Source organism: Herbaspirillum robiniae (assembly GCF_002213415.1).
GTDB lineage: Bacteria > Pseudomonadota > Gammaproteobacteria > Burkholderiales > Burkholderiaceae_D > Herbaspirillum > Herbaspirillum robiniae.
In genome coordinates, this window is the sequence record NZ_NJGU01000004.1 from 95582 (window position 1) to 122272 (window position 26691).

Consider the following 26691-nt stretch of genomic DNA (forward strand, 5'->3'; position numbering starts at 1 on the left):
TGATCCGGTGGTATGGGGCACCTGCGAGGGCTGCCGTCAGGGGAGCGGTGCAATTTTTTCGCCCGGCTAGTGTAGCGGAAGGGCGCGCGGGCTGCAGGCGCGGCGGCGGCGCGGGCGCAGCAGATTGGCGCCGCCGTGGAGCGGTTGAGCGGAGCCGGGATCAGGCGCGGCGGGCGGCCAGGCGGCGCTTTTCGCCGTTGAAGTGCTGTTCCAGGCTTTGGCCGCGCGCATCGCGCAGCATCTCCTTCAACAGCTCGGTGGCCTGGGGCGAAGCGCTGCCTTGCGCCGCGAGGTGCTCGGCCCAGGCCAGCGCTTCCTGCAGGGCCCGGCCGTCGGCGGCGAGGCGATTGACGATGCCGGCCGCGTGCAGCCGCTGCGCGCCCAGCGGCGCGGGATCCAGGTGCAGTTCGGCCAGCAGCGCCGGCGGCAAGGCCTGCGCCAGCAGCCAGGTGGCGCCGCCGGTGGCCCATGTGCCCTGCTGGGCAGGCGTCAGGGCAAACTGCGCCTGGCGGGTGGCGACCACCAGGTCGCAGGCCAATGCCAGCGCCAGGCCGGCGTCTGCGGCCAGGCCGTCCACCGCGGCGATCACCGGCTTGCGATAACTGCGCAGCATGTCGACCAGGCTGTGCAGGCTTTCCAGCGCCTGCAGGCGGCCGGGCGCATCCTGCGGCAGTTCCATGCCCTGGCTGAACTGGCTGCCTTCGCCGGCCAGCACCACCGCGCGCACCGAGTCGTCGCGGTCGACGGCCGACAGCGTTTCGATGGCGGCCGTCAGCATGGAGGGATCCAGCGCGTTGCCGCGACCGGGGTTGGACAGGGTGATGCTCAGGATGGCGTCGTGGCGCGCGGCCTTGAGTTCTGCGGTCATGGTCGGGTGTTCTGTTCTTGTTGCGCCCCGGGTTCTTCGGGCCGGGTGATGATAGCAAAGCGTGGTTCCGGCGTCGTCCGCCTTGCCCCGCCCGCAATAAAAAAGGCGTCCTCGGACGCCTTTTTTACGCATGCCGCCAGATCAGAGCTTGGCCAGGCGATCCAGCGCCAGGCGCAGCGTCTCGTCCTTCTTGGCGTAGCAGAAGCGCACGATGCCGGATTCCTTGGGCGTGTTGTAGAAGGCCGAGACCGGGATCGCCGCCACGCCGATTTCGGTGGTCAGCCATTTGCAGAACTCGGCTTCGGACAGCTCCGAGATCGCGCCGTACTTCACGCACTGGAAGTAGGTGCCTTCCGAGGGCAGCAGCTCGAAGCGGGTGTTCTTGAGGCCGTCGCGGAACAGGTCGCGCTTCTTCTGGTAGAAGGCCGGCAGGTCCAGATAGGGGGCCGGATCCTTCATGTAGGCGGCCAGGCCGTATTGCACCGGGGTGTTGACGGTGAACACGTTGAACTGGTGCACCTTGCGGAATTCCGCCGTCATCGCCGCCGGGGCCGCCACGAAGCCGACCTTCCAGCCGGTGACGTGGTAGGTCTTGCCGAAGCTGGAGTTGATGAAGGTGCGCTGCGCCAGTTCCGGGTGACGCGCCAGCGATTCATGCGGGGCGCCGTCGTAGACCATGTGCTCGTAGACCTCGTCGGACAGGATCAGGATGTCGGTGCCGCGCACGATGTCGGCCAGCGCGGCCACGTCGGCGGCCTTCATCACGGTGCCGGTCGGATTGTGCGGGGTGTTGACCATGATCATGCGGGTCTTGGGCGTGACGGCCGCTTTGACCTTGTCCCAGGGGATGCTGTAGCCGCGCTGGTCGACGGTCATCTGCACGAACACGGGAATGCCGCCGGCCAGTTCGATGGCCGGCACGTAGCAGTCGTACACCGGTTCGATGACGATCACCTCGTCGCCCGCATGCACCGCGCACAGCACCGAGGTCAGGATGCCCTGGGTGGCGCCGGCGGTGACGGTGATCTCGGTGAGGGGATCGTAGCGGTGGCCGTAGAGTTTCTCGACCTTGTCGGCGATGGCCTCGCGCAGGACCTGCACGCCGGCCATCGGCGGATACTGGTTCAGGCCGTCCTGCATGGCGTTGGTGACGGCCTGGACCAGCGACGGGTCGCAGTTGAAATCGGGGAAGCCCTGGCCGAGGTTGACCGCGCCCTTTTCGCTGGCGAGCGCGGACATGACGGTGAAGATGGTGGTGCCGACGTTGGGCAGTTTGGTGACGATGTTAGCGGTGCTCATTGCTGCGGCCTGATCCTGATGGTGTTTCGCAAGGCCGATATTTTAGCCGGATTCGCCGCCGGCGATTTTTGCGCTGCGTCAGGAACCGCGCTTCAGGCTTTCGCCATGAAGGCATCGGCGCGCCAGTGCTGCGGGGCGACGATGGAAAACATGCCCTGGCGCAGGGTGCGCTTGCCCAGCTTCAGCACCGCCTTGTCCTTGCTCACCAGCACGTGGGCGCGGCATTGCAGGGCGAGTTCCAGGAACTTCTGGTCGTCGCGGTCGGTGCACAGCGGCAGGCCGAAGGTGTTGACCTCGGCCAGCGGCAGGCATTGCAGCAGGCGGTCGAATTCGCCGCACAGGGCGGCCTTGTCCGGCACGCGCGGCGACAGGTGCGGGTAGTCCAGCACGGCCATCCATTCGGCCCGGCAGTCTTCGCGGGTGTAGGCGTCCACGCTGCGGTCCTGCAGCGCCTGCATCAGCGCGTTCCAGCGCGGATCGCGGAACACGAACAGGTCGAGGCAGACATTGGTGTCGAGCACCAGCCGCTGGCGCTCGCCGTCGGCGGGCGCGGGCTGGGTCGAAGAGGTCAGGGAGGCGTCGGTGAAGGGTGTTGCCGAAATGCTCATTGAATCGGAATCAGGAAAATCTAGTTGTCGATGCCGCGGTTGTCGGCCGGCGGCATGCCTTGCGGCGCGAAGATATTGCCGCTTTCCAGCGCATCATACCCCTGGTCGGTGACGCGCCAGAAATTATGCATGTCCACCGCCGCCAGGCCGCGGTCGTGCAGCAGGCGCAGGTGATGCAGGATCAGCTCCGGCGCCATCTGGCCGGGCAGGGCGGACTGGATCTTTTCCACGTCGCCGTAGATGGTGCCGAACGACGCCAGCTGTTTCAGGATTTCGCCCATCAGGGCCTTGTCTCGTTTCATGGTCTTCTCCTTGCCGGGGCGGCATGGCTGCTGCAATCGGGATATTGTGGTTTTGGCAATCCCGACAATATCAATGTAGTCCTTCAAGGCGTTGACCGCAAAGCGCGCCGCAAGTGCCTGTGGCGTTGGCCGCGTCTTTGTATTGATTAACGGCAAGCGCCGCCGCCCACTTGAGCGTTTTCGCGCCCGGCCGAAAAAACAGCCCCGCGGGCGGGGCTGGCGATGCGGTTTGCCGGCTGCTCAGAACTGTTCCCAGGAGCCGCCGTCGTCGTCGGGCATGGACTTGGGTTCGGACTTCTTCGGCGGCAGCGCCGGCGCCTTGGCGGGCGCCTGCCTGATGGCAGGGGCGGCCGGCGCAGCAGTTGCGGCAGCAGCTTTGGGGGCCGGTTTCGGCGCCGGCCTGGCTGCGGCCGACGGGCGGGGCGCTTGCGTCGCGCCGGCGGCGTGGCTGCGGTCCAGCTTGAATACGCTGACCAGCTCGGCCAGCTTTTCGGCCTGGTCCTGCAGCGAACCTGCCGCGGCGGCGGCTTGCTCCACCAGCGCGGCGTTCTGCTGTGTCACTTCGTCCATCTGCGTGATGGCGATATTGACCTGCTCGATGCCGTCGCTCTGCTCCGAGCTGGCAGCGGTGATCTCGCCGACGATGTCGGTCACCCGGCGCACGCTGGCGACCACTTCGGTCATGGTGGTGCCGGCTTGCTCGACCAGCTTGCTGCCGGTGTCGACCTTGGCGACCGAGTCGTCGATCAGGGCCTTGATTTCCTTGGCGGCGGCGGCCGAACGCTGGGCCAGCGAGCGCACCTCCGACGCCACCACGGCAAAGCCGCGGCCCTGTTCGCCGGCGCGCGCGGCTTCCACCGCCGCGTTCAAGGCCAGGATGTTGGTCTGGAACGCAATGCCGTCGATCACCGCGATGATGTCGACGATCTTGCGCGAGGATTCATTGATGGCGCCCATGGTGTCGACCACCTGGCCGACCACGCTGCCGCCCTGCACCGCGACGTCGGACGCGGAATTGGCCAACTGGTTGGCCTGGCGCGCGTTGTCGGCGTTCTGCTTGACGGTGGAGGTCAGTTCTTCCATGGCCGAGGCGGTTTCTTCCAGCGAGCTGGCCTGCTGCTCGGTGCGTGAGGAGAGGTCGAGGTTGCCGCTGGCGATTTCGCGCGAGGCGGTGCTGATGGTGTCGGTGCCCTGGCGCACCTGGCTGACGATGCGCAGCAGGCTGTCGTTCATGGCCTTGAGCGACTGCATCAGGCGGCCGGTTTCATCGCGTCCGGCGGGTTTGATGTCGACCGTCAGGTCGCCGTCGGCCACGCGCTGGGCAACGTGCATGGCGTCCTGCAGCGGGCGCGAGACGATGCGCGCGACCCAGGTCGCCAGCAGCAGGCCCAGGCCGATGCAGCAGGCCAGGATGATGATGATCATGGTGCGCGAATTCTCGTAGCGGACCTGGGCCTCCTTGTCGGTGGCGTCGGCGGCGTCGACGTTGAGCTTGACCACCTTGTCCATGGTGTCGAACAGGCGCAGGTAGACCGGCGTCACTTCCTTGATCAGCACTTCGCGCGCCTCATCAATCTTTTGCTCGCGCACGCGCGCGGCGACCGTCTGGTGCATCTTGACGAAGGTCGCCAGGTCGGCCTTGATCGCGTTGAAGTAGCCCTTTTCCACTTCGGTGTCGGTGAGTGGGGCGTATTTGTCCAGCGCGGCATTGAGCACGCCCAGTTGATCGGAGATGATCTTCTCGTTGTTGTCGACGTTGCCTTCGTTGCCCGGCAGCAAATGCTGGAGCTGGACCGTGCGTATGCGCGCCAGCGCCACCTTGGCTTCCAGCGGGTAGCGCACGCTGGGCAGGGAGTCGGTGGCGATGTCGGTCGACGCCTGGTTGACCTTGGCCAGCTGCACGATGGAGAACACGCCCTGGACGGCGGTCAGCAGCAGGATGGCGGTGAAGGTAATGAGCAGTTTGCGGGCGATGCGCAGGTCGTAGAACCAGTTCATGGTTATTTCCCTTCGGTCGATGGAGTTGGGGCACCTCGTTCATGCGGGCAGGGGACGGCCTGCATGGATTGCCGGCTCAGTGTAGAAGTCTGCGGCGCACGGCAAAGGGCGCAATAGCGCGGTCTTTGCGCGGCAAATTGGCGTATCGCGGCCACTCGCGCCGCCCGGCCGCGCGCAATGGACGAGCTTTCGGTATCATTGCGCGAACCTGTTGATTGGATGAAATCCCATGCTGATTGTTTTGTCTCCCGCCAAGTCGCTCGACTACGATACGCCGCCCACCACCGATGTCCACACCACGCCCGCCTTCATCCCCCGTTCGGCCGAGCTGATCGAGGTGCTCAAGACATTGTCGCCGGCCGATATCGGCAGCCTGATGGGCATTTCCGACCAGTTGTCGGTGCTGAACGTGAACCGCTATGCCAGCTGGTCGCGCAAGTTCACGGCAAAGAATTCCAAGCAGGCCGTGCTGGCCTTCAACGGCGACGTCTACGAAGGGCTGGACGCGTCTTCCTTGAGCGCCAAGCAGCTGGACTACGTGCAGGCTCACGTGCGCATTCTCTCCGGCCTGTACGGCATGCTGCGCCCGCTGGACCTGATGCAGCCCTACCGCCTGGAAATGGGCACCAAGCTGGCCAATCCGCACGGCAAGGACCTGTATGCCTTCTGGGGCGGCGAGGTGACCGAGGCGATCAACGGCGAGCTGGCCGCGCAAAAGGCGCCGGTGCTGGTGAACCTGGCCTCGGAAGAGTATTTCAAGGTGGTCAAGCCCAAGCTTCTGAAGGCCAAGGTGATCTCGCCGGTGTTCGAAGACTGGAAGGGCGGCAAGTACAAGATCATCTCGTTCTACGCCAAGCGCGCACGCGGCCTGATGGCGCGCTACGCGGCGCTGAAGAACATCAGCCAGCCGGAAAAGCTCAAGGGCTTCGACCTGGAGGGCTATGCGTTCGCCGAAGAGGCGTCCACCGAGAGCAGCTGGGTGTTCCGCCGCAAGCTGGCCGCCTGAGGCCGGCTCAGGCAAGGCCGCGCGCGATGTTGCAGCGGCAATGAAAAAGCCCCGCATCGCGGGGCTTTTTCATGTCTTGCGGCAAGATCCTCGGATTACCAGATCTTCCACCAGGGTTTTTCCTTCTGCTTCGGGCCGCCTGCGTACCAGGGGCTGTTCGGGTAGTTGGCCTTGATGACGCGCTCGGTGTCGTCACGCAGCTTGGTCTGGCCCAGCGCGTCGTAGGAACGCATCAGGATGAACAGCGCCTCTTCGTTGGCCGGCGCGTCCGGGTATTGCTTGATGGCGGCCTGGGCGCGGTTGGCGGCCGAGACGTAGGCGCCGCGGCGGTAGTAGTAGTTGGCCACGTGCACGTCGTACTGCGACATCGCGTTGACCAGGTACTTCATGCGCGCGACGGCGTCGGGCGTGTACTTGCTCTCAGGAAAACGTTCGGCCAGCAGCTTGAAGGAGTCGAACGCGTCGCGCATCGCCTTGGGGTCGCGCTCGGTGTTGTCCTGGTCGGTAAAGGTGTCGAAGATGCTGGTGCGGTCGTTGAAGTTGATCAGCCCGCGCAGGTAGTACATGTAGTCGACGTTGGGGTGGTTCGGGTGCAGCTTGATGAAGCGGTCCACCGCGGCCAGGCCTTGCGCCTGGTCATTCTGGCGGTAGTAGGCGTAGGCGACGTCCATCTGCGCCTGCTGGGCATAAGTGCCGAACGGATAGCGCGATTCCAGCTTTTCGAAATACTTGATTGCCTTGTCGTAGCCGCCGGCGTTCAGTTCGTCCTTGGCTTCCGAGTATAATTTCGAGGCAGACCAGCCAACCGTCTCGTCCTTTTGTTCCGGCAACAGACCGCAAGCCGTGAGCGACAGGGCAAAGCCGACGGTGATGAACTTCAATAAGATTTTGTGCATGACTCTAATGTACTTGTCTGAATGCTTACCGTTTTTGCTTGTCAGGCGCGCGCGCCTTTCCGGGCTGGCTGCACGGTTATCCGAATTTCAATCCGCCCGATCCGGCGATTATAGCTGATGTCACGTAAGAAACCCCCTCAGATTACAAATGCCGAGCAGGCTGTAAAGACAGACCTGCCGGAGTCCGAAGAATTCGCCGAAGGCGAGGACGCGTCCGAAGAATCAGGCACCGGCCTGGAGCCCATTTCCCTGCGCCTGGGCGATGAAGTCATCGGCCAGCGCCTGGACAAGGTGCTCTCCGGCCTGATCCCCGAATTTTCCCGCAGCCGCATCCAGCAATGGATCGAAGAAGGCCACGTGACCGTCGACGGCGCGCCCGCCAAAGCCAAGATGACCATGCTGGGCGACGAGCGGGTGGAAGTGGCGCCGCAGTCGTCCCCGCAGGACCACGCCTACGGCCCCGAGCCGATGGCGCTGGACATCCTGCATGACGACAAATCCATCATCGTCCTCAACAAGCCGGCCGGCCTGGTGGTGCACCCCGCCGCCGGCAACTGGAGCGGCACGCTGCTCAACGGGCTGCTGCATCATTGCCCGCAGTTGGCCAATGTGCCGCGCGCGGGCATCGTGCACCGCCTGGACAAGGAGACCAGCGGCCTGATGGTGGTGGGCAAGACCCTGGCCGCCCAGACCGACCTGGTGCGCCAGTTGCAAAAGCGCAGCATGAAGCGCCAGTACCTGGCGCTGGTGTGGGGCCTGCCGCAGCTGTCGGGCACCGTCAACGCGCCGATGGCGCGCCATCCGCGCGACCGCATCAAGATGGCGGTATCCCAGAGCATGATCGCCAAGCCGGCGGTGACGCACTATCGCCGCCTGGCGACCGGCGAGATCGACCGCAAGCCGGTCAGCCTGGTGCATTGCCGCCTGGAGACCGGGCGTACCCACCAGATCCGCGTGCACCTGCAGTCGCTGGGCTTCTCGCTGGTGGGCGACGCGCTGTACGGCAAGCCGCACCTGATGCCGGTGTTCCCGCGCCAGGCCCTGCTGGCCGCGCGCCTGGGACTGGTGCATCCGACCTCGGGCAAGTTCCGCCAATGGGCGGCGCCGCTGCCGGAAGACATCGTCGAGCTGCTCCGGCGCGCCGGCATCGATCCGGCGCTGGCGGTGGTGCCGGAAATGTCCGAAGAGCCGGATCCCGTGACCGGAGAGGCGGACGACGAGGACGACGAATATTGAAAGCGAGCCCATGGAGCTGCTGATTCCGCAATGGAACGCGCCCGACAACGTCGGCGCCCTGACCACGCTGCGCGCCGGCGGCCACAGCCCGCATCCCTATGATGACGGGCAGGGCGGGCCGGGCCTGAACCTGGGCGTGCATGTGGACGACGATCCGGCGCTGGTGGCGCAGAACCGGGCGCTCCTGCGTCGCCTGCTGCCGCAGGAGCCCGCGTGGCTGTCGCAGGTGCATGGCGTGACCGTGCTGGATGCGGCCGCGCTGCCGCCGGGCGCACAGGCCGACGGTTGCGTGAGCGACACCCCGGGCGCGGTGTGCGTGATGATGACGGCGGACTGCCTGCCGGTCCTGTTCTGCGACCGCGCCGGCAAGGTGGTGGGCGCGGCGCATGCCGGCTGGCGCGGGTTGGCCGCGGGCGTGCTGGAGAACACCGTGGCGGCGATGCGCGCGCGCGGCGCCCAGGACATCATGGCCTGGCTGGGGCCGGCGATCGGCCCTGACCGTTTTGAAGTCGGCGCCGAGGTGCGCGACGAGTTCCTGCGGCACGACGCCGCTGCCGCCGGGGCTTTTCGTCCTTATGAGGGCAGGCCGGGCAAATTCCTCGCCGACATCTACCTGCTGGCCCGCATGCGCCTGGCGGCGGTCGATGTGAACGAGGTGACCGGCGGCGGCTTGTGCACCGTCGGCGATACGCGCTTCTATTCGTATCGGCGCGACAAGACGACCGGGCGCATGGCGTCCCTGGTGTGGCTCAAGTCATGACGCGGTCTGAACGCTGATTGCTGATTGCAGATCCGCGCTGCGGATGCACGATGGAAATGGCGGCCCTTGCACGGGCCGCCGTTTTTTTTGTCTCGTCGCCCCGCGCTTACGCGCGTCGTTGCGGGTGCGCCTGCAAGGCCTGGATCAGTTCGCGCGTGTGGCCGGGCAAGCCGTCCAGGCCGCGCACGCAGATCAGCAGCTGGCGCCGGCTCCAGGCGTCCGACAGCGGGATGGCGCGGATCTCCATGTGCGGCGCGCAGGCGTGGGCCGCGGTCTCGGGAATGATGGCCACGCCGACCTGCTGCTCGACCATGCGGCAGATGCCGTCGAAGCTGCGCAGGCGCACGCGGTATTGCAGCCGGCGACCCACGCGCGTGGCATGGCCGGACAAATGCTGCTGCAGGGCGCTGTCGCCGGACAGGCCGACGAAGTCTTCGTCCAGCAGCTCGCTGAAACCCACGCTCTTGCGCTTGGCCAGCGGATGTTTCTTCGCCAGCACCGCCACCAGATGATCCTGGCGGAAAGGGAAGGTCTGCAACGGGCCGGCGTCGGTGGAGTCGGCGATGATGCCGACGTCGGCGATGCCGTCGACGACCGCCTGGACCACTTCGTAACTGAGCTTTTCTTCCAGTTCGATGTCGGTGTGCGGATGGCGCGCCAGGAAGGCCGCCAGCACTTCGGGCAGGAACTCGGTCATGGCCGAGGTATTGCACAGCAGGCGGATGTGGCCTTTCAGGCCTTGCGCGTACTGGCCCAGCTCGTCGCGCAGCTGCTCCATCTGCTGGCCCATCATGCGCGCGTGGTGCGCCAGGGCGCGGCCGGCGTCGGTAGTCTGCACGCCGCGCCGGCCGCGTTCCAGGAGCGCCGCTCCCAGCGCGTCTTCCATATTGCGGATGCGGGCGCTGGCCGAGGCCAGCGCCATGTGGGCGCGCGCGGCGCCGGCGGTGATGCTGCCGGTCTCCACGATGTGCAGGAAGAGCCGCAGGTCGGAAAGGTCGAATCGGTTGCTCATGGCGGTCAGAGTGGTCAGCCTTCGTTCATGCCGAAGGCTGGCTAAGTGTATTCCACATTTTCAGGCCGCGCGAGGACTGGCAGACTGTGCGCATTCCAATTCGGCAGCACGCTGCCTTTTCCGGTTTCGCCATGCAATCCGTCCTTACTTTCATGAACATGAATGCCGCCGTGCTGGCGGCGTGCCTCGGCGTCTTCCTGCTCGCCGGCTTCGTCAAGGGCGTCATCGGCCTGGGCCTGCCGACGGTGGCGGTGGGGCTCCTGAGCCTGGTGATGCCGCCGGTGCAGGCGGCCGCGTTGCTGATTGTGCCTTCGATGGTGACGAATGTATGGCAGTTGCTGGCCGGCGGCGCCTTCCTGGCGCTGGCGCGCCGGCTGTGGGCCATGCTGGCCGGCATCGTGGTGGGCACCCTGGCCGGCAGTGGTTTCATGGGCGCCGACGGCGGCCGCCGCGCGATCATCGCGCTGGGCGTGGCGCTGGTGTTGTATGCGGCCGCGGGCCTGGCGTCGTTCAAGTTTTCGGTGCCGGCGCAACGCCAGAAATGGTGGTCGCCCGTCGTCGGCGTGGCGACCGGACTGGTCACCGCCGCCACCGGCGTGTTCGTGATTCCGGCCGTGCCTTACCTGCAGGCCCTCGACCTGGACCGGGATGAACTGATCCAGGCGTTGGGTTTGTCCTTCACCGTGTCGACCGCCGCGCTGGCCGTCAACCTGGGGCAGGGCGGCGCCTTCGGCGGCGGCGTTGCGGGCGCCTCCGCGGTGGTGCTGCTGCCGGCCTTGCTGGGCATGTTCATCGGCACCTGGGTGCGCGGCAAGGTCAAGGCGCAGACGTTCCGTCGCTGCTTCTTCGTCGGACTGCTGCTGTTGGGGCTGCACCTGGCTTCGCACATCGTGGAGTAGGCGATGATGGGTGTCTATGGCGTTCCCCGCGGATGGAACATCGAAGGGCCGCGCCTGCTGCAGCAGGACGAGGTGCATGTCTACGCTTACGTGAACGGCCAGATGATAGGCATGCTTGACTGCGAGTTACGTAGCGGCGGCGTGCAGTTACGTATGGCCTATGTGTCGCCGCCGTGGCGCGGGACCAAGGTCTTGCGCGACATGCTGGCGGCGCTGAAAGGGCGCTACAGCGAGATCGCGGTGGTGCGCGCGGGCAGGCGCTGAGTCGCCGTCGGCGGCCTCATGATGCATTGCGCAAGCCGCGCCGCGACAGGCCCGGCGCGATCACCGGCATGGTGCGCAGGATCCCCCCTGATGGCGACTGCGCGATGTCCCGGCGCGCATGCGCAGCCCTTAGCCGGCGGGCTTGTCGGCGGCCGGATCGCTTTGCTTGTGCTCGCATTTCTCCTGCTCGTCAATTGCCGACTCTTCCTTGCGGGAGGCTTTCGTTTTCTCCATTTTTTGTCGATTCCGCTTGCGTTGCGGCGTACCCATCAGGTATAAAACGATGGTCAAGGGAAATACGCCGTACAGCAGGAAGGTGGTCACTCCGGCGACCGCAGACTGTTCGGTGATCGACATCATGAAGACGACGTAAAGCCATGCGATAGCGATGATGTACATGGTGGTGCGCGGCGTCGAGACAAACCGTAAAGATACGCGAAAATTGCAGATCCGAGCATGAACAAGCAGAATCCGCAGCACACCTCCCCCGATGTATCCGCATGGCTGGCGCAGATGTCCGACCCGAAGTTCTGGACCTCATTGCAGTCACAATTCCAATCCCAGTTCGAGCAGATTCAGCCGCAGCTGAAATCGTTTTCCGCCATGGCCATGCCGCCGGCTGCCGGGCAGTTCGATCCGGGCTCGCTGGTCAAGCAGTTGGGCGATCTGGGCGCAACCCTGGATCCGGCCGATATGGTCCGGCTGCAGCAGGACTATGCGCAGCAGTTCTCCGAGCTCTGGCAATCGACGATCTCCTCGAAGACGCCCGCCATTACCGATCGCCGCCTGTCGGCGCCGGCCTGGCAGGAGAATCCCTACTTCGCGTTTCAGGCTGCGGCCTACCAGCTGAACTCCCGTTTCCTGTTGTCCCTGGCCGATGCGGTGAAGGGCACCGACAAGGTGCGCCACAAATTGCGTTTTGCGGTGCAGCAAATGATCGACGCGATGTCGCCCGCCAACTTCCTGGCGACCAACCCGGTCGCCCAGCAGAAGATCATCGAAACCCGCGGCGAGAGCCTGACCAAGGGCATCGCCCAGTTGCTGGCCGACCTGCAGAAGGGCCATGTCTCGCAGACCGATGAAACCGCCTTCGAAGTCGGCCGCGATGTCGGCGCCAGCGAAGGCGCGGTGATCTACGAGAACGAGCTGTTCCAGCTGATCCAGTACAAGCCGCTGACCAAGACCGTGCACGCGGTGCCGCTGCTGATCGTGCCGCCGTGCATCAACAAGTTCTACATCCTCGACCTGCAGCCGCAGAACTCCCTGGTGCGCTACACGGTGGAGCAGGGACATACCGTATTCCTGATTTCCTGGCGCAACGCCGACGCCTCCCTGGAGGGCGCGACCTGGGACCAGTACGTGGACGACGCCGTGGTCAAGGCCATCCACATCGCCCAGGAAGTCAGCAAGCAGCCGCAGATCAATGCGCTGGGCTTCTGCGTCGGCGGCACCATCCTGTCGTGCGCCCTGGCCCTCTTGGCCGCGCGCGGCGAGGATCCGGTGTCCAGCCTGACGCTGCTGACCACCTTCCTGGATTTCGTCGACACGGGCGCCATCGACGTCTATATCGATGAAGTGCAACTGGCCATGCGCGAACAGATGATCGGCAAGCGCGGCCTGATGGCGGGGCGCGATTTCTCCAGCGCCTTCTCCAGCCTGCGTCCCAACGACCTGCTGTGGAACTACGTCGAATCCAACTACCTCAAGGGCGAGGCGCCGACCGCGTTCGACCTGCTGTACTGGAATGCGGACAGCACCAATCTGCCGGGCCCGATGTTCTGCTACTACCTGCGCCACATGTACCTGGAGAACGCGCTCAAGGATCCGGGCCGCCTGACCGTCGCCGGGGAGAAGATCGACTTGCGCAAGATCACCGCGCCGGCCTTCATCTATGCCTCGCGCGAAGACCACATCGTGCCGTGGAAGTCGGCCTATGCCTCGGTGGCGCTGATCAACGCGTCCAAGCGTTCCAACAACCGTTTCGTGCTGGGCGCCTCGGGCCACATCGCCGGCGTCATCAACCCGGCTTCCAAGAACAAGCGCAATTACTGGATCAACGACAAGCTGGAAGCCGATCCCGATGCATGGTTCGCCAGGGCCAAGGAGCATCCGGGCAGCTGGTGGACCGAGTGGGCGGCTTTCCTGGCCAAGCATGGCGGGCGCAAGGTGGCCGCGCCCAAGCAGGCCGGAGCGGCCAAATACAAGGCGATCGAGCCCGCGCCGGGACGCTACGTCAAGGTGAAGGCCGACCAGGTCGCCTGAGGCCGGCGGCGCGAACTGAAATAGTGCAGCCGGACGCAGAAGCCGGCGTTGAAGAAGCAGTATGGCAATGCGGCACGGCTGCGGCGGCGAAAGGTCGCGGGCCTGGCGCAGGGCTCAAAGGCCGCGACCGGCCTGCCGGGAATCCGGCAAATGCGGGCGCAGACCAGACGCGAGAGAGGGGAGACAGTGCAGTACCCCAAGTACCCTATAGAGCGTCAAACGCTCAACTACCATCCACACTAGGAGGCATGACAATGAGCAAGCGTATCGCATATGTGACAGGCGGCATGGGTGGTATCGGAACCGCCATCTGCACGCGTCTGTGCAAGGACGGCTACACCGTGGTGGCCGGGTGCGGCCCGAATTCGGCGCGCAAGGACAAATGGCTGGCGACCATGCGCGAGCAGGGTTTCGACATCCACGCGTCCGAAGGCAACGTCTCCGACTGGGAGTCCACCAAGGCTGCTTTCGAGAAGGTGCGCGCGGAAATCGGTGAAGTCGACATCCTAGTCAACAACGCCGGCATCACCCGCGACGGCCAGTTCCGCAAGATGAGCAAGGCCGACTGGGATGCGGTGATCGACACCAACCTGAACTCGCTGTTCAACGTGACCAAGCAGGTCATCGACGGCATGGTCGAGCGCGGTTTCGGGCGCGTCATCAACATCTCGTCGGTGAACGGCCAGAAGGGCCAGTTCGGCCAGACCAACTACTCCACCGCCAAGGCCGGCATCCACGGCTTTACGATGGCGCTGGCGCAGGAAGTGGCGACCAAGGGCGTCACCGTCAACACCGTCTCGCCGGGCTACGTCGGTACCGACATGGTGCGCTCGATTCGTCCGGAAGTGCTGGAGAAGATCGTCTCCGGGATCCCCGTCAAGCGCCTGGGCGAGCCGGAGGAAATCGCCTCCATCGTCGCCTGGATCGCCTCCAGCGAAGGCGGTTACGCGACCGGCTCCGACTTCTCGCTCAACGGCGGCCTGTACATGGGCTGATGAAGTCGCTGCGGCCGGGCCGGATGGCCGGGCCGCAGCAAAAAATGCTGCAGCGGGAAACCAGGGTTCGTGCTGCAGCATTTTTTGCGAGGGTTCATTCCCCGCATTGCAATAATGGCTTGCCCGCTACCACTCTTTCCCCCCTATAATGTCCGGCATGCTGCCCTGCAAAAGCGGAGCGGCATCGCGCCGGAACGACGGGCGTGCAAGCAGCAAAAAGCATGAGCAAAAGAAGTGAGGAAGAGGACAATCCAATGTCCCGGACGCCTGCGGGCTGGGAGCGGTAACTGAAGCGGCCCGCAATCGCTGCAAACAATAGCCGGCACAACGGCTGAAAAAGAGAGACTGGACTTCAGATGACCAATGCAAAAAATTCGGCCGATCGCCTGATCAAGAAATACCCCAATCGCCGTCTTTACGATACCCAGACCAGTTCCTACATCACCTTGACCGACGTCAAGCAGCTGGTGCTGGATAACGAGGAATTCACCGTGGTCGACGCCAAGAGCGGCGACGACCTGACCCGCAGCATCCTGCTGCAGATCATCCTGGAAGAAGAGTCGCACGGCGTGCCGATGTTCTCCAGCGGCGCGCTGTCGCAGATCATCCGCTACTACGGCCATGCGATGCAGGGCATGATGGGCAACTACCTCGAGAAGAACATCCAGACCTTCATCGACATCCAGAACAAGCTGGCCGAAAACTCCAAGGGCTTCTACGAAGGCAAGCCCTTCAGCCCGGAGATGTGGACCCAGTTCATGAACGTCCAGGGCCCGATGATGCAGGGCATGATGAGCAACTACATCGAGCAGAGCAAGAACCTGTTCATCCAGATGCAGGAGCAGATGCAAAGCCAGACCAAGAACATGTTCGGCACCTTCCCGTTCGGCAATCCGCCCGACCAGAAGAAGTAATCTTCCGATACGGTGGATGAAAAATGCCATCCGGTATTTGCCGGATGGCATTTTTTTTGACGCGATTTTTGACGCGCTTCCGGCATCTCCCGCCGGCGCGCAGGCCGCAGCCTGATCGGGACCCATTCGCGAAAAACCGGCCACCGACCGGATGCGCTTGTCGCGCGGCAGCACAATGAGGGCGGAAGATGGCATCAATTGGCGGCTGCTGGCCGGTACGATGTACAATAGCGCCCTGATTTTTAAAGCTTTTTTCGATTCCAGCCAGTTTCTTCAGCCAGTCCGCCATGTCCAACGCCTCCTCTCCCAATACCCCGGCCCTGCCCAAGGTCGGTTTCGTTTCCCTCGGCTGCCCCAAGGCGCTGGTCGATTCCGAGCAGATCCTGACCCAGCTGCGCGCCGAAGGTTACGACACCGCCAAGTCCTATGACGGCGCCGACCTGGTGATCGTCAATACCTGCGGCTTCATCGACGCCGCGGTTCAGGAGTCGCTGGACGCCATCGGCGAAGCCTTGAACGAGAACGGCAAGGTCATCGTGACCGGCTGCCTGGGCGCCAAGAAGGACGCCGACGGCGACGACATCATCCAGAAGATCCATCCCAAGGTGCTGGAAGTGACCGGCCCGCACGCGGTGGGCGAGGTGATGCAGGCCGTGCACAAGCACTTGCCCAAGCCGCACGAGCCGTTCATCGACCTGGTGCCGCCCCAGGGCGTGAAGCTCACGCCCAAGCATTTCGCCTATCTGAAGATCTCCGAAGGCTGCAACCATCGCTGCAGCTTCTGCATCATCCCGTCCATGCGCGGCGACCTGGTGTCGCGCCCGATCGCCGACGTCATGCTGGAAGCCGAAAACCTGTTCAAGGCCGGCGTCAAGGAGCTGCTGGTGATCTCGCAGGACACCAGCGCCTACGGCGTGGACGTCAAGTTCCGCACCGGCTTCTGGAACGGCAAGCCGGTCAAGACCCACATGACCCAACTGGTGGGCGCGCTGGGCGAACTGGCCAAGCAGTACGGCGCATGGGTGCGCCTGCATTACGTCTATCCGTACCCGCACGTCGACCAGATCATCCCGATGATGGCCGAAGGCCTGGTGCTGCCGTACCTGGACGTGCCGCTGCAGCACGCCCATCCCGATGTGCTGAAGCGCATGAAGCGCCCGGCCAGCGGCGAGAAGAACATCGAGCGCATCCAGGCCTGGCGCGCGATGTGCCCGGACCTGACCATCCGCTCCACCTTCATCGCCGGTTTCCCGGGCGAGACCGAAGCGGAGTTCGAATACCTGCTGGACTTCCTGAAGGAAGCCGAGATCGACCGCCTGGGTTGCTTCGCCTATTCGCCGGTCGAGGGCGCCACCGCCAACAGCATCGACAACCCGGTGCCGGAAGAAGTGCGCGAAGAGCGCCGCGCGCGCGTGATGCAGCTGCAGGAAGAGATTTCCAAGAAGCGCCTGCAGGCCAAGGTCGGAAAGACGCTGCGCGTGCTGATCGATGACGTCGACCGTAACGGCGGCGTCGGCCGCACCTACTCGGACGCGCCCGAAATCGACGGCGTGGTCTACGTCAAGCCGCCGTTCGAGCCGCACCGCAAACTGGCGGTCGGCCAGTTCGTCGACGTGCGCATCACCGCCGCCGACGCCCACGACCTGTGGGGCGCCGCCGAGTGATGTCGTCCGTGCTGATCCGGCGCGCGCTGGCAGCCGCGCCGCTGTTGCTGGCCCTGCATGCCGCATCGGCCGCCACCCTGCAGCAGGAGCTGATGACGCGCGCCATGGTGCTGCGCGGGGACATTGACGGTCGCACGATCCAGCTGACGCTGCAGCCGAAAAAGAATGAAGACGGGCTGGAAGGCCGTTATTTCTTCTTCGGTGGTTCGCCCGACATCCTGGTGGCGGGCGAGGTCGAAGGCGACGACCTGGTGATGGAAGAATCGGTCAACGGCCGGGATGTGTCGGGCCAGTGGGAAGGACATCGCCAGGGCAATGCCATTACCGGAACCTGGTCCAGCGCCGACGGTTCGGTGACCAAGCCGTTTTCTCTGCAGATCCCCTGAGCGACTTCCTGCGCCCGGCGCGCATCGATGCCAGACGCGGCTGCAGAAACGGCTGCAGAAGCGGCGACCTCCCGGTCGCCGTTTTTCATTTTCCCCTCTCAACTGAACGCTGCGCGGGCATTGCTGTGCGCGTATAGTGATGTTTTTTCGCGGCGGCGGCATCGGCGCATATCGCGCGCGGTGCCCTTGCCGGTCCTACGTCTTCAGAGGCAGATTCGTGTCAGAACAAAAGAATACCCCGCAGACTTCCCTGGTCCACAGCGCCTATCGCGCCCCCGATGGTTTCGAGGCTTTTCCGGTCGGGATCCATCATGCTTCCACCGTGCTGTTTCCCAATGTCGAAGCGATGCGCTCGCGCGACTGGCGCGAGAAGCTGGGCTATACCTACGGCCTGCACGGCACGCCGACCAGCTTCGTGCTGGAAGCGCGCCTGGCCGAGATCGAGGGCGGCACTTATTGCCGCGTCACGCCCAGCGGACTGGCGGCGATCGCCATGGTCAACTTCGCCTTCCTCAAGACCGGCGACGATGTGCTGTTGCCCGACAACGTCTACGGTCCCAGCAAGGACCTGGGGCAGTGGCTGCAGCGCGACTTCAATATCACGGCGCGCTTCTATGACCCGATGATCGGCGCCGGCATCGCCGACCTGATCGAGCCCAATACCCGCCTGATCTGGACCGAGGCGCCGGGGTCGGTGTCGATGGAAGTGCCGGACATCCCGGCCATCTGCCGCGCGGCGCACGACAAGAACGTGCTGGTGGCGATCGACAATACCTGGGCCGCGGGCTTGGCGTTCAAGGCGTTCGAGCATGGCGTGGACATCGTCATGCAGGCGGTCACCAAGTACCAGTCCGGCGGTTCGGACGTGCTGATGGGCGCGGTGATCGTGCGCGAGCAGGCGCTCAACGAACAGCTGGAACTGGCGCACATGCGCCTGGGATTCGGCGTCGGCATGGATGACGTCTACCTGGTGCTGCGCAGCCTGTCGTCGATGCGGCTGCGCTTCGATGCGCACGATGCGGGGGCGCGCAAGCTCGCGGCCTGGCTCAAGGGGCGCCCGGAGATCGCGGCGGTGCTGCATCCGGCGTTCGAGGACTGTCCCGGACATGAATTCTGGAAGCGCGATTTCACCGGAGCCGGCGGTTTGTTCTCGGTGATCTTCGATGCTCGCTTCAGCGAAGAACAGACCGACCGATTCGTCGACAGCCTGCAGCTGTTCAAGATCGGCTACAGCTGGGGCGGCGCGCACAGCCTGTGCGTGCCTTACCGCATGCGCGGCATGCGCAGGCAGTGGATGAGGGAAGGGCAGCTGGTGCGCTTCAACGTCGGCCTGGAGTCACCTGAGGACCTGATACGCGATATCGAGCAGGCGCTTGCCCGCATGTGATGGAAGGGTGTGGTGGCGAAGGAGGCGCGAGAAATTCCGCAATTTTCTTGTCTGCAATTGAATTGAAGGAAATGTTGCCTCTTCTTTGCCGCTTTGGCCCAGGCTTGCCTGCTCTACAATTGCAGTTGTCATGATCCTGTTGCGCAAACGGTGTAAGCGTTTGTAAAAAGATGCAAGTTTCCGTCCCCGTTTTCAGCAAAGAACTACATTGCTGGCTGCGGGCCTTGATGCGGTTTGCGGATGAGCTAGTCGTCCGGCAGCAACATCGGGGCAAGTTATGCGGATAATTTACATCTGCGTTTATTGAGGAAAAGATAATTTTTCCGAGGGGTTTCGCAGCGGAAATTTTTTTTAGCGAAAATTTGATTTCGACCTCGAAAGTCTTTCCCCGCCTGCCTTTGTTTTTTTATTTCTTAATTTTTTTGAAATAAAATTGAGATTTTGTAAGACAAAAACCTACAAATGACTCGGTGTCGTCTCTGACGAAAAATACCGATCAAGTCTAATTTCCCGCCTTTCGCCCCCCCCTCAGAATTGGCTTGCAGTCAAGTAAATGTAACTGACTGTAAGTAGTTTCCTATTGAGGCGGGGTGCAAATGAATACCAACGACATGATGGCGGAAATCCGCGATGCCAACCTGAGCTATCTCATGCTGGCGCAGCAGATGATCCGATCCGACAAGCCGACCGCGATTTTCCGTCTCGGCATCAGCGCGGAAATCGCCGACCTGATCGAAGGTCTCTCCAACGCGCAGATCATGAAGCTGGCCGCCACCAATATGATGCTGACGCGCTTTCGTTTCGACGACGGCGCCATTCTCGGCATGCTGACGAACTACAACAAGGACAAAAGCCTGGCCCAGTCGCATGCGGCCATACTGATGGCTTGTCAGCCCAGCGAACAAATTTCGTAAAACAACAAGACGAGCAGGACCGGCGTTGCAGTACGCAGTCAACGCGCCGGAGGGGAAGACGTTGAGCACTACATAAGTTGGTCTTGGAAGTTTGAAGCCTGATTCCCGCCTACAGGTGGATGGCGGGATGGGGTCAGGCAAGAGTCATTACGAAATCATCGGGGGTAGTAACATGGCTAAGAAAAGCGTTGTGACAGAGGCGCAGGAAATTCAGTTGGCCATAGAGCTGATCAATCTGGGGGCACGCCTCCAGTTGCTGGAGTCCGAAACTTCGCTGTCGCGCGAGCGGCTGCTGAAGCTGTACAAGGAGTTGAAGGGCGTTTCGCCGCCGAAGGGCATGCTGCCGTTCTCGACGGACTGGTTCATCACCTGGCAGCCGAACATTCATTCTTCGCTGTTCATCAACATCCACAAGTACCTGATCGAGCATGCCCGCATCAGCGGCATCGAAGCGGTCATGAAGGCCTACAAGCTCTATCTGGAGCAGGTCGGCCAGACCGATTCGGGCGAGCCGGTGCTGTCGCTGACCCGCGCCTGGACCCTGGTGCGCTTCTTCGAAAGCAAGATGCTGATGACCACGCCCTGCTGCAAGTGCAGCGGCCACTTCGTCGTGCACCGCCTGGACCTGCATCAGGATTACCTGTGCGGCCTGTGCCACATGCCCTCGCGCGCCGGCAAGACCAAGAAGGCCAAGGATGCCGTGGTGGTGCCGATGCACGAGCCTGCGATGCTGCCGGTGGCCGCCTCGGCGCCGCTGGCCGCTGTGGCCTGAGGATCGTCTTGTACGCTTTTGCAGCAGGCGCCGAGCATGGACCCGCATGAGGCCGGTTGCATAGATGTCTGAAGACCAGAACGACACCGGAGCCCGCCGCAGGCCACTGCTGCAGGCTCCGGCGATCCAGGCGCTGTTCCTTTTCTTCATCGGCCTCGTGGCCGCCAATGTGGTGGACGTGCTCGCCCAGCGCGCCGGCCTTTCTCCTTTCTCCCCGCTCCAGACGTCCCTGCTGCACGGCGTGATCGCCGCGCTGCTGGCCCGCCTGCGCCGCATGGCCGCGTGGTGGTGGTTCATCCTGCTGGTGTTCCCGGCTGCGGCGCTGGGCGTGGGCCGGCTGCAGCTGCCTCCCTGGCTGTTCCTGGCCGTATTCCTGTTCATGCTGGTCTTGTTCTGGTCCACCTTCCGCAGCCAGGTGCCGTTCTACCCGTCCGGCCTGCCGGCCTGGAACGCGGTGGCGGAGCTGCTGCCGCAAGGGCGGCCGGTGCGCTTCATGGATATCGGCAGCGGCCTGGGCGGCGCGGTGCTGAACCTCTCCAGGCGCCGTCCGGAGAGCGAATTCACCGGCATCGAGATCGCGCCGCTGCCTTGGCTGGTCAGCCGCGCGCGCGCGGCCCTGGCCGGCAACCACTGCCGCTTCGTGCGCGGGGACTACCTGCTGCTCGATTTTGCCGACTACGACGTGGTGTTCGCCTATCTGTCGCCGGCGGCGATGGTGGCGCTGTGGCAGAAGGCCAGGGCGGAGATGCGCCCGGGTTCGCTGTTGCTCAGTTATGAATTTCACATCCCCGGCGCGCCGCCGGACGTGGTGGTCCAGCCCGAGGGGGGCGGCCCGGTGCTGCACGGCTGGCGCATGTGAGCCAGGGCGGCAAATGGGGGCCGCGATACGCCGGCGATACGCAACGTATTAAGTTTGCGCAAATTCAGCCGTAAATCGAAAAGGAAGGACGTTTTTCGGATATGTATTCCCTCATTTGCTTGATTGGAATACATGTAATCTGACGAACGTGAAAATACACTCAACGCCACTGGGACGGGAGTAGGCACTTGTTAGTCATTATTGGATATTTAGTGGTCTGCGGATCCGTCTTCGGCGGGTTCGTGATGTCTGGGGGCCACCTGGCGGCGCTGATGCAGCCGCTCGAACTGCTGATGATCGGTGGCGCCGCGCTTGGCGCTTTCCTGGTCGGCAACAATAACAAGGCCATCAAGGCGACCATGAAGGCGCTGCCTACGGTGCTCAAGGGATCGACCTACACCAAGGCGCTCTACATGGAGCTGATGTCGCTGCTGTTCGAAATCCTTACCAAGTCCCGTAAGGAAGGCCTGATGTCGATCGAAGGCGACATCGAAGAGCCCGAGAACAGCCCGATCTTCAGCAAGTACCCCGGCGTGCTGGCCGACCATCACCTGATCGAATTCATGACCGACTACCTGCGCCTGATGGTGTCGGGCAACATGGATGCGTTCCAGATCGAAAACCTGATGGACAACGAAATCGAGACCCACCACCACGAAGGCGAGATCCCGGTGCATTGCATCGCCAAGCTGGGCGACGGCATGCCGGCGTTCGGTATCGTGGCCGCGGTGATGGGCGTGGTGCACACCATGGAATCGGTGGGCATTCCTCCTTCCGAACTGGGTATGCTGATTGCGCACGCGCTGGTGGGTACCTTCCTGGGTATTCTGCTGGCCTACGGTTTCGTGGGCCCGCTGTCCAGCCTGCTGGAACAGAAGTTGCACGAATCGACCAAGATTTACCAATGCGTCAAGGTCACCTTGCTGGCGAGCTTGAACGGCTACGCTCCGGCGCTCTCGATCGAATTCGGCCGCAAGGTCCTGTTCTCGACCGAACGTCCGACCTTCCTGGAACTGGAAGAGCACGTCAAGCAGGCCAAGAGCAAGTAAGCCGAGCCGGTGACGCATACCGATTCGAACCGCAACCACCAGTATTGAAGCAGGAGTAGAGACATGGCCGACGAAGGGCTACGTCCCATTATCGTAAAACGGATCAAGAAGGGCGGCGGCGGTCACCACGGCGGCGCCTGGAAGATCGCATACGCCGACTTCGTGACCGCGATGATGGCGTTCTTCCTGCTGATGTGGCTGCTGGGCTCGACCGCCAAGGGCGACCTCAACGGCATCGCCGAATACTTCAAGACCCCCCTGAAAGTCGCCATGGCCGGCGGTTCCGGCAGCGGCGACGCCAACACCGTGATCCCCGGCGGCGGCAAGGACCTGACCCGTCAGGACGGCCAGCTGCGCAAGGGCGAGAACGAAGTGGTCACCCGCAAGCAGACGCTCAAGCAGGCCCAGCAGGAGCTGGAGCGCGCCGAACGCGCCCGCCTGGAAGACCTCAAGTCGCGCATCGAAAAGGCGATCGACTCCAATCCGACGCTCAAGCAGTTCAAGAACCAGCTGCTCATCGACATCACCTCCGAAGGCCTGCGCATCCAGATCGTGGACGAGAAGAACCGTCCGATGTTCTCGCTGGCCAGCGCGCAGCTGCAGCCCTATACCAAGGACATCCTGCACGAGATCGGCAAGACCTTGAACGACGTGCCCAACAAGATCAGCCTGTCCGGCCACACCGACGCCACGCCGTATTCGAGCGGCGAGAAGGGCTACAGCAACTGGGAACTGTCCGCCGACCGCGCCAACGCCTCGCGCCGCGAGCTGATCCTGGGCGGCATGGATGAATCCAAGGTGCTGCGCGTGGTGGGCCTGTCGTCCGCCGTGCTGCTGGACAAGGAAGACCCGTTCAACCCCATCAACCGCCGTATCAGCATCATCGTGATGAACAAGAAGGCCGAGGAGCTGGTGGAGAAGGACAGCGGTTCGCTCAATGTGCCCACCGACGCCAGCGATGACGATGTGCAGCAGGGCCTGAGCGCTCCGGCCAAGAATTGATGCCGAAGTGTTTTAACTGACCAGGGGAAGAGAGCCGGATATGCCGACCAAGACAATGCTGCATGAGTTGAAGCGTTTGCTGCTCGACACGGCAAGCGGCGGCAGTCGCCAGTTGACGGAAGTGGAGTCGGACCTGGTCCAGACCAACATCCTGCTGGGCGAAGCCATCGGCAAGCTGGGCACCAGTTTCATGGACCTGCACCGCTCGGTGCAGACCCAGCAGGACATCCTCGAAGCGCTGATGAACGGGCATGAAGAACTCAATGCCGACAGCATCGCCAAGCTCAAGGAAACCCAGAACCAGGTCAGCCAGTATGTCAATGCGGCGGTGACCGGCCTGCAATTCCAAGACATGACCAGCCAGCTGCTGGAGCGTATCGTGCGCCGCGTGATCGGTCTGCGCGAGGCGCTGGGCGTGCTGAGCGCCAACAGTTTCGAGATTGTGCCTGAACAGGACCAGAGCGATGTCGAACTCGAAGCACTCCTGGCCAGTACGGTGAAATCCATCGAAGAACGCCTGACCGTGTTGGACAACGGCCTGTGGAAAGCGGTGCGCCAGACCCGGATGGAAAGCGGCGATATCGAGTTGTTCTGATGGAGGGGACGGCATGCAGTTGCAGGCCGACGGAGTGGGGCAAGGTTGAACTAGGTCATCCCGCCTGCCCGAAGCTCTGCGGTTGACGGCAATGCTGCGGCATAATTCGGTATCTCGATAGATGCCTTTTGAAGAAACAGGGAGTAACAATGTCCAAAACGATTCTCGCAGTAGATGATTCCGGATCTCTGCGTCAGATGGTGGTATTCAGTCTGAAGGCTGCGGGTTACAGCGTCACCGAAGCGGTGGACGGGGTGGATGCGCTTGAAAAAGCCAAGGTGCAGACTTTCGACCTGGTGCTGACCGACCAGAACATGCCGCGCATGGATGGCCTGACGCTGATCCGTTCGCTGCGCGAACTGACCAGCTATGCGCGCGTGCCCATCCTGATGCTGACCACCGAGTTCAGCGACGAAATGAAGGCCAAGGGCAAGGCCGCGGGCGCCAACGGTTGGCTGGTCAAGCCCTTCGACCCGCAGCGCCTGACCGAAGTCGTCAAGAAAGTGATTGGCTGACTCCAGCAAGAATAATAACGACACGTACCGCATTCATGACGGAGCCCAGGCATGAGCATTGATATGAGCCAGTTTTTCCAGGTCTTTTTCGACGAGGCCGAGGAAGGGCTCGCCGAGATGGAAAAGCTGCTGTTGGCCGTCAATGTGGCGTCGCCGGATCCTGAGGATCTGAACGCGATTTTCCGCGCCGCCCATTCGATCAAGGGCGGTTCTTCGACCTTCGGTTTGAGCGACATCGCCGGCGTCACGCACGTGCTGGAGTCGCTGCTGGACCGTATCCGCCAGGGTCAGATGGCCCTGACGGGCGAACATGTGGATGCCTTCCTGGCCGCCAAGGACGTGCTCAAGTCCATGCTCGACGGCCACAAGCACGGCGCTGAAGTGGACCAGGATGCGGTCGGCGACGTGCGCATGCTGCTGCAGTCGCTGTCCGAAGGCAAGAGCTCCGCGCCCGCCAAGGCCGCGGCGCCCGCCGGCGCGCAGCCGGCCGGTGCGATGGTCGGCCCGGGCGGCGTGCGCCGCTACCGCATCGAGATGCCGGTCATCACCGACAAGGATGCTGAAGCGCTGGCCGACGAGCTGGCCATGCTGGGCAAGATCGAGAAGTCCAAGTCGCCGGAAGGGCGCTGGGTGTTCATTCTCGACACGGCCGAACCGATCGATGACGTGGTCGCCATCTGCGCCTTCATCGTCAACGTGGCCGACCTCAAGATTTCGCAGGCCGTCGACCCCGTCCGTTCCAAGGAAGAGGAACAGGGTTACGGCTTCTTCGACAATTTCACGACCCAGGAAGAGCGCGAGAAGGCGCAGGGCTACGGCTTCTTCGACAGCCACACCGCCATCGAAGACAAGGAGCGCGAGCAGGGCTACGGCTTCTTCGCCCCCTTCGTGCCGCTGGACATCACCGCCAGGAAGGCGGAGGCCGAGAGCGAGCACCAGCATCCGGACGAGGCGCCGCTGCCGGTCACCGAGCAGGCCACCACCGAGAAAAAGGCCGCCAAGGCGGGCGGCGCGGCTGCCGCGGGTCACGAGTCCTCTTCCATCCGCGTCAGCGTGGAAAAGGTCGACCAGCTGATCAACCTGGTCGGCGAGCTGGTGATCACCCAGGCCATGATCGAGCAGCGCGTCGGCAAGCTCGACCCGATGCAGCATGAGCACCTGCTCAACAGCGTGAGCCAGTTGAGCCGCAACACGCGCGACCTGCAGGAATCGGTCATGTCGATCCGCATGATGCCGATGGACTACGTGTTCTCCCGCTTTCCGCGCATGGTGCGCGACCTGGCGCACAAGCTGGGCAAGCAGGTGGAGTTCGTCACCCACGGCGCCGCCACCGAACTGGACAAGGGCCTGATCGAACGCATCGTCGACCCGCTGACGCACCTGGTGCGCAACAGCATCGACCACGGCATCGAACTGCCCGACGCCCGCCGCGAAGCCGGCAAGAGCGAGGCGGGCACGCTGTCGTTGTCGGCCGAGCACCAGGGCGGCAACATCATCATCGAGGTCACCGACGACGGCGGCGGCTTGAACCGCGACAAGATCCTGGCCAAGGCCAAGTCGCAGGGCATGCCGGTATCCGACAACATTACCGACGCCGACGTCTGGCAGCTCATCTTTGAGCCCGGTTTCTCGACGGCCGAACAGGTGACCGACGTGTCCGGCCGCGGCGTGGGCATGGATGTGGTCAAACGCAACATTCTGGCCATGGGCGGCGCGGTGGATATCCGCTCCAGCAAGGGCTTCGGCACCACGATTTCGATCTCGCTGCCGCTGACGCTGGCGATCCTGGACGGCATGTCCATCCGCATCGGCGAGGAAGTTTATATATTGCCGCTGGGATATGTAGTTGAATCTTTGCAGCCGTTGGCGCAAGATATCAAGGAAATCAGCGGGCAGGGCCAAGTGCTGCGCGTTCGCGGGGAATACCTGCCGTTGATACCGCTTTATCAGATTTTCAACATCGTCCCTTCGTTCACCGACCCGTCCCAGGGACTGGTGGTGATTCTCGAATCGGACGGCAAGAAGGCGGCGCTGTTTGTGGACGACTTGATCGGACAACAACAAATTGTCGTCAAGAATCTTGAATCGAATTATCGCAAGGTAGCCGGCATTTCAGGTGCTACCATTCTGGGTGACGGCGGCGTTGCCCTGATTGTCGATGTGGCAGCCTTGCTGCGTTCCAGCCGCCAACTGAATGACGAATCTGTATTTTCCTGATTTTTAAAGGGC

General features: G+C 63.3%; 27 protein-coding genes. 19 read left to right on the forward strand and 8 right to left on the reverse strand.

What is annotated here, in order from left to right; all coding sequences use genetic code 11:
• Window positions 1–160: 160 nt before the first annotated feature.
• The 5 genes from CEJ42_RS07185 to CEJ42_RS07205 form a co-directional block, all read right to left on the reverse strand.
• Window positions 161–868 (reverse strand): enoyl-CoA hydratase-related protein, encoded by a 708-nt coding sequence (locus CEJ42_RS07185; protein WP_088750486.1) that lies wholly within the window; start codon window positions 866–868, stop codon window positions 161–163.
• Between the two features lie 141 nt (window positions 869–1009).
• Window positions 1010–2167: a pyridoxal phosphate-dependent aminotransferase gene (locus tag CEJ42_RS07190; protein WP_088750487.1), complete on the reverse strand. Its 1158-nt coding sequence runs from the start codon at window positions 2165–2167 to the stop codon at window positions 1010–1012.
• A gap of 92 nt (window positions 2168–2259) precedes the next feature.
• The gene (locus CEJ42_RS07195) at window positions 2260–2775 is read right to left on the reverse strand and encodes a putative toxin-antitoxin system toxin component, PIN family (protein WP_088750488.1); all 516 of its coding nucleotides are present in this window, start codon (window positions 2773–2775) and stop codon (window positions 2260–2262) included.
• Between the two features lie 20 nt (window positions 2776–2795).
• Window positions 2796–3077, reverse strand: coding sequence for a hypothetical protein (locus tag CEJ42_RS07200; protein WP_079219031.1), 282 nt, complete (start codon window positions 3075–3077; stop codon window positions 2796–2798).
• A 240-nt stretch (window positions 3078–3317) separates the two neighbouring features.
• The gene (locus CEJ42_RS07205; protein WP_088750489.1) at window positions 3318–5075 is read right to left on the reverse strand and encodes a methyl-accepting chemotaxis protein; all 1758 of its coding nucleotides are present in this window, start codon (window positions 5073–5075) and stop codon (window positions 3318–3320) included.
• A gap of 229 nt (window positions 5076–5304) precedes the next feature.
• Between CEJ42_RS07205 and yaaA the strand changes: the two genes are divergently transcribed.
• Complete coding sequence (gene yaaA, locus CEJ42_RS07210; RefSeq protein WP_088750490.1) at window positions 5305–6081, forward strand: peroxide stress protein YaaA; 777 nt, start codon at window positions 5305–5307, stop codon at window positions 6079–6081.
• A gap of 95 nt (window positions 6082–6176) precedes the next feature.
• Here yaaA and CEJ42_RS07215 read toward each other — a convergent pair whose 3' ends face one another.
• Window positions 6177–6977, reverse strand: a complete 801-nt coding sequence (locus tag CEJ42_RS07215) for an outer membrane protein assembly factor BamD (protein ID WP_079214453.1) — start codon at window positions 6975–6977, stop codon at window positions 6177–6179.
• Between the two features lie 117 nt (window positions 6978–7094).
• On the opposite strand from CEJ42_RS07215, the gene CEJ42_RS07220 reads away from it, so the two are divergent.
• Window positions 7095–8213: an RluA family pseudouridine synthase gene (locus tag CEJ42_RS07220; RefSeq protein ID WP_088750491.1), complete on the forward strand. Its 1119-nt coding sequence runs from the start codon at window positions 7095–7097 to the stop codon at window positions 8211–8213.
• Between the two features lie 10 nt (window positions 8214–8223).
• Complete coding sequence (gene pgeF, locus CEJ42_RS07225) at window positions 8224–8973, forward strand: peptidoglycan editing factor PgeF (RefSeq protein ID WP_088750492.1); 750 nt, start codon at window positions 8224–8226, stop codon at window positions 8971–8973.
• A 106-nt stretch (window positions 8974–9079) separates the two neighbouring features.
• Here the strand turns inward: pgeF and CEJ42_RS07230 are convergent, their stop codons facing one another.
• A complete protein-coding gene (locus CEJ42_RS07230) occupies window positions 9080–9985 on the reverse strand; it encodes a LysR substrate-binding domain-containing protein (RefSeq protein ID WP_079214456.1) in 906 nt (301 codons plus the stop codon).
• Between the two features lie 131 nt (window positions 9986–10116).
• On the opposite strand from CEJ42_RS07230, the gene CEJ42_RS07235 reads away from it, so the two are divergent.
• Together CEJ42_RS07235 and CEJ42_RS07240 are read left to right on the forward strand one after the other, a co-directional pair.
• Entirely contained in the window at window positions 10117–10884 is a 768-nt protein-coding gene (locus tag CEJ42_RS07235) for a sulfite exporter TauE/SafE family protein (protein WP_088750493.1), read from the forward strand.
• A 3-nt stretch (window positions 10885–10887) separates the two neighbouring features.
• Window positions 10888–11148 (forward strand): GNAT family protein, encoded by a 261-nt coding sequence (locus CEJ42_RS07240; RefSeq protein ID WP_079214458.1) that lies wholly within the window; start codon window positions 10888–10890, stop codon window positions 11146–11148.
• A gap of 129 nt (window positions 11149–11277) precedes the next feature.
• On the opposite strand, the gene CEJ42_RS07245 is transcribed toward CEJ42_RS07240, so the two are convergent.
• The gene (locus tag CEJ42_RS07245) at window positions 11278–11547 is read right to left on the reverse strand and encodes a hypothetical protein (RefSeq protein WP_079214459.1); all 270 of its coding nucleotides are present in this window, start codon (window positions 11545–11547) and stop codon (window positions 11278–11280) included.
• Window positions 11548–11604: 57 nt separating this feature from the next.
• Between CEJ42_RS07245 and phaC the strand changes: the two genes are divergently transcribed.
• The 14 genes from phaC (at window position 11605) to cheA (ending at window position 26679) form a co-directional block, all read left to right on the forward strand.
• Entirely contained in the window at window positions 11605–13410 is a 1806-nt protein-coding gene (phaC, locus tag CEJ42_RS07250; protein WP_088750494.1) for a class I poly(R)-hydroxyalkanoic acid synthase, read from the forward strand.
• Between the two features lie 254 nt (window positions 13411–13664).
• Window positions 13665–14405 (forward strand): 3-ketoacyl-ACP reductase, encoded by a 741-nt coding sequence (locus tag CEJ42_RS07255; RefSeq protein WP_079214461.1) that lies wholly within the window; start codon window positions 13665–13667, stop codon window positions 14403–14405.
• Window positions 14406–14761: 356 nt separating this feature from the next.
• Window positions 14762–15319: a polyhydroxyalkanoate synthesis repressor PhaR gene (gene phaR, locus CEJ42_RS07260; protein WP_079214462.1), complete on the forward strand. Its 558-nt coding sequence runs from the start codon at window positions 14762–14764 to the stop codon at window positions 15317–15319.
• Window positions 15320–15606: 287 nt separating this feature from the next.
• Entirely contained in the window at window positions 15607–16983 is a 1377-nt protein-coding gene (gene rimO, locus CEJ42_RS07265; protein ID WP_079214463.1) for a 30S ribosomal protein S12 methylthiotransferase RimO, read from the forward strand.
• Entirely contained in the window at window positions 16983–17369 is a 387-nt protein-coding gene (locus CEJ42_RS07270; RefSeq protein WP_088750495.1) for a hypothetical protein, read from the forward strand. Before rimO ends, CEJ42_RS07270 begins: the two co-directional genes overlap by 1 nt.
• 217 nt (window positions 17370–17586) lie before the next feature.
• A complete protein-coding gene (locus tag CEJ42_RS07275) occupies window positions 17587–18756 on the forward strand; it encodes a cystathionine beta-lyase (protein ID WP_079214465.1) in 1170 nt (389 codons plus the stop codon).
• Window positions 18757–19352: 596 nt separating this feature from the next.
• A complete protein-coding gene (gene flhD / locus CEJ42_RS07280) occupies window positions 19353–19670 on the forward strand; it encodes a flagellar transcriptional regulator FlhD (RefSeq protein ID WP_017451773.1) in 318 nt (105 codons plus the stop codon).
• A 172-nt stretch (window positions 19671–19842) separates the two neighbouring features.
• Window positions 19843–20442 (forward strand): flagellar transcriptional regulator FlhC, encoded by a 600-nt coding sequence (gene flhC, locus CEJ42_RS07285; RefSeq protein ID WP_079214466.1) that lies wholly within the window; start codon window positions 19843–19845, stop codon window positions 20440–20442.
• A gap of 64 nt (window positions 20443–20506) precedes the next feature.
• Window positions 20507–21301, forward strand: a complete 795-nt coding sequence (locus CEJ42_RS07290; RefSeq protein WP_079214467.1) for a class I SAM-dependent methyltransferase — start codon at window positions 20507–20509, stop codon at window positions 21299–21301.
• A 188-nt stretch (window positions 21302–21489) separates the two neighbouring features.
• Entirely contained in the window at window positions 21490–22350 is an 861-nt protein-coding gene (motA, locus tag CEJ42_RS07295; RefSeq protein WP_079214468.1) for a flagellar motor stator protein MotA, read from the forward strand.
• 63 nt (window positions 22351–22413) lie between these two features.
• Entirely contained in the window at window positions 22414–23352 is a 939-nt protein-coding gene (gene motB / locus CEJ42_RS07300) for a flagellar motor protein MotB (RefSeq protein ID WP_079214469.1), read from the forward strand.
• A 40-nt stretch (window positions 23353–23392) separates the two neighbouring features.
• A complete protein-coding gene (locus CEJ42_RS07305; RefSeq protein ID WP_079214470.1) occupies window positions 23393–23947 on the forward strand; it encodes a chemotaxis protein in 555 nt (184 codons plus the stop codon).
• 149 nt (window positions 23948–24096) lie between these two features.
• Window positions 24097–24462: a response regulator gene (locus CEJ42_RS07310; protein ID WP_079214471.1), complete on the forward strand. Its 366-nt coding sequence runs from the start codon at window positions 24097–24099 to the stop codon at window positions 24460–24462.
• A gap of 51 nt (window positions 24463–24513) precedes the next feature.
• The gene (gene cheA, locus CEJ42_RS07315; protein WP_088750496.1) at window positions 24514–26679 is read left to right on the forward strand and encodes a chemotaxis protein CheA; all 2166 of its coding nucleotides are present in this window, start codon (window positions 24514–24516) and stop codon (window positions 26677–26679) included.
• Window positions 26680–26691 lie beyond the last annotated feature (12 nt).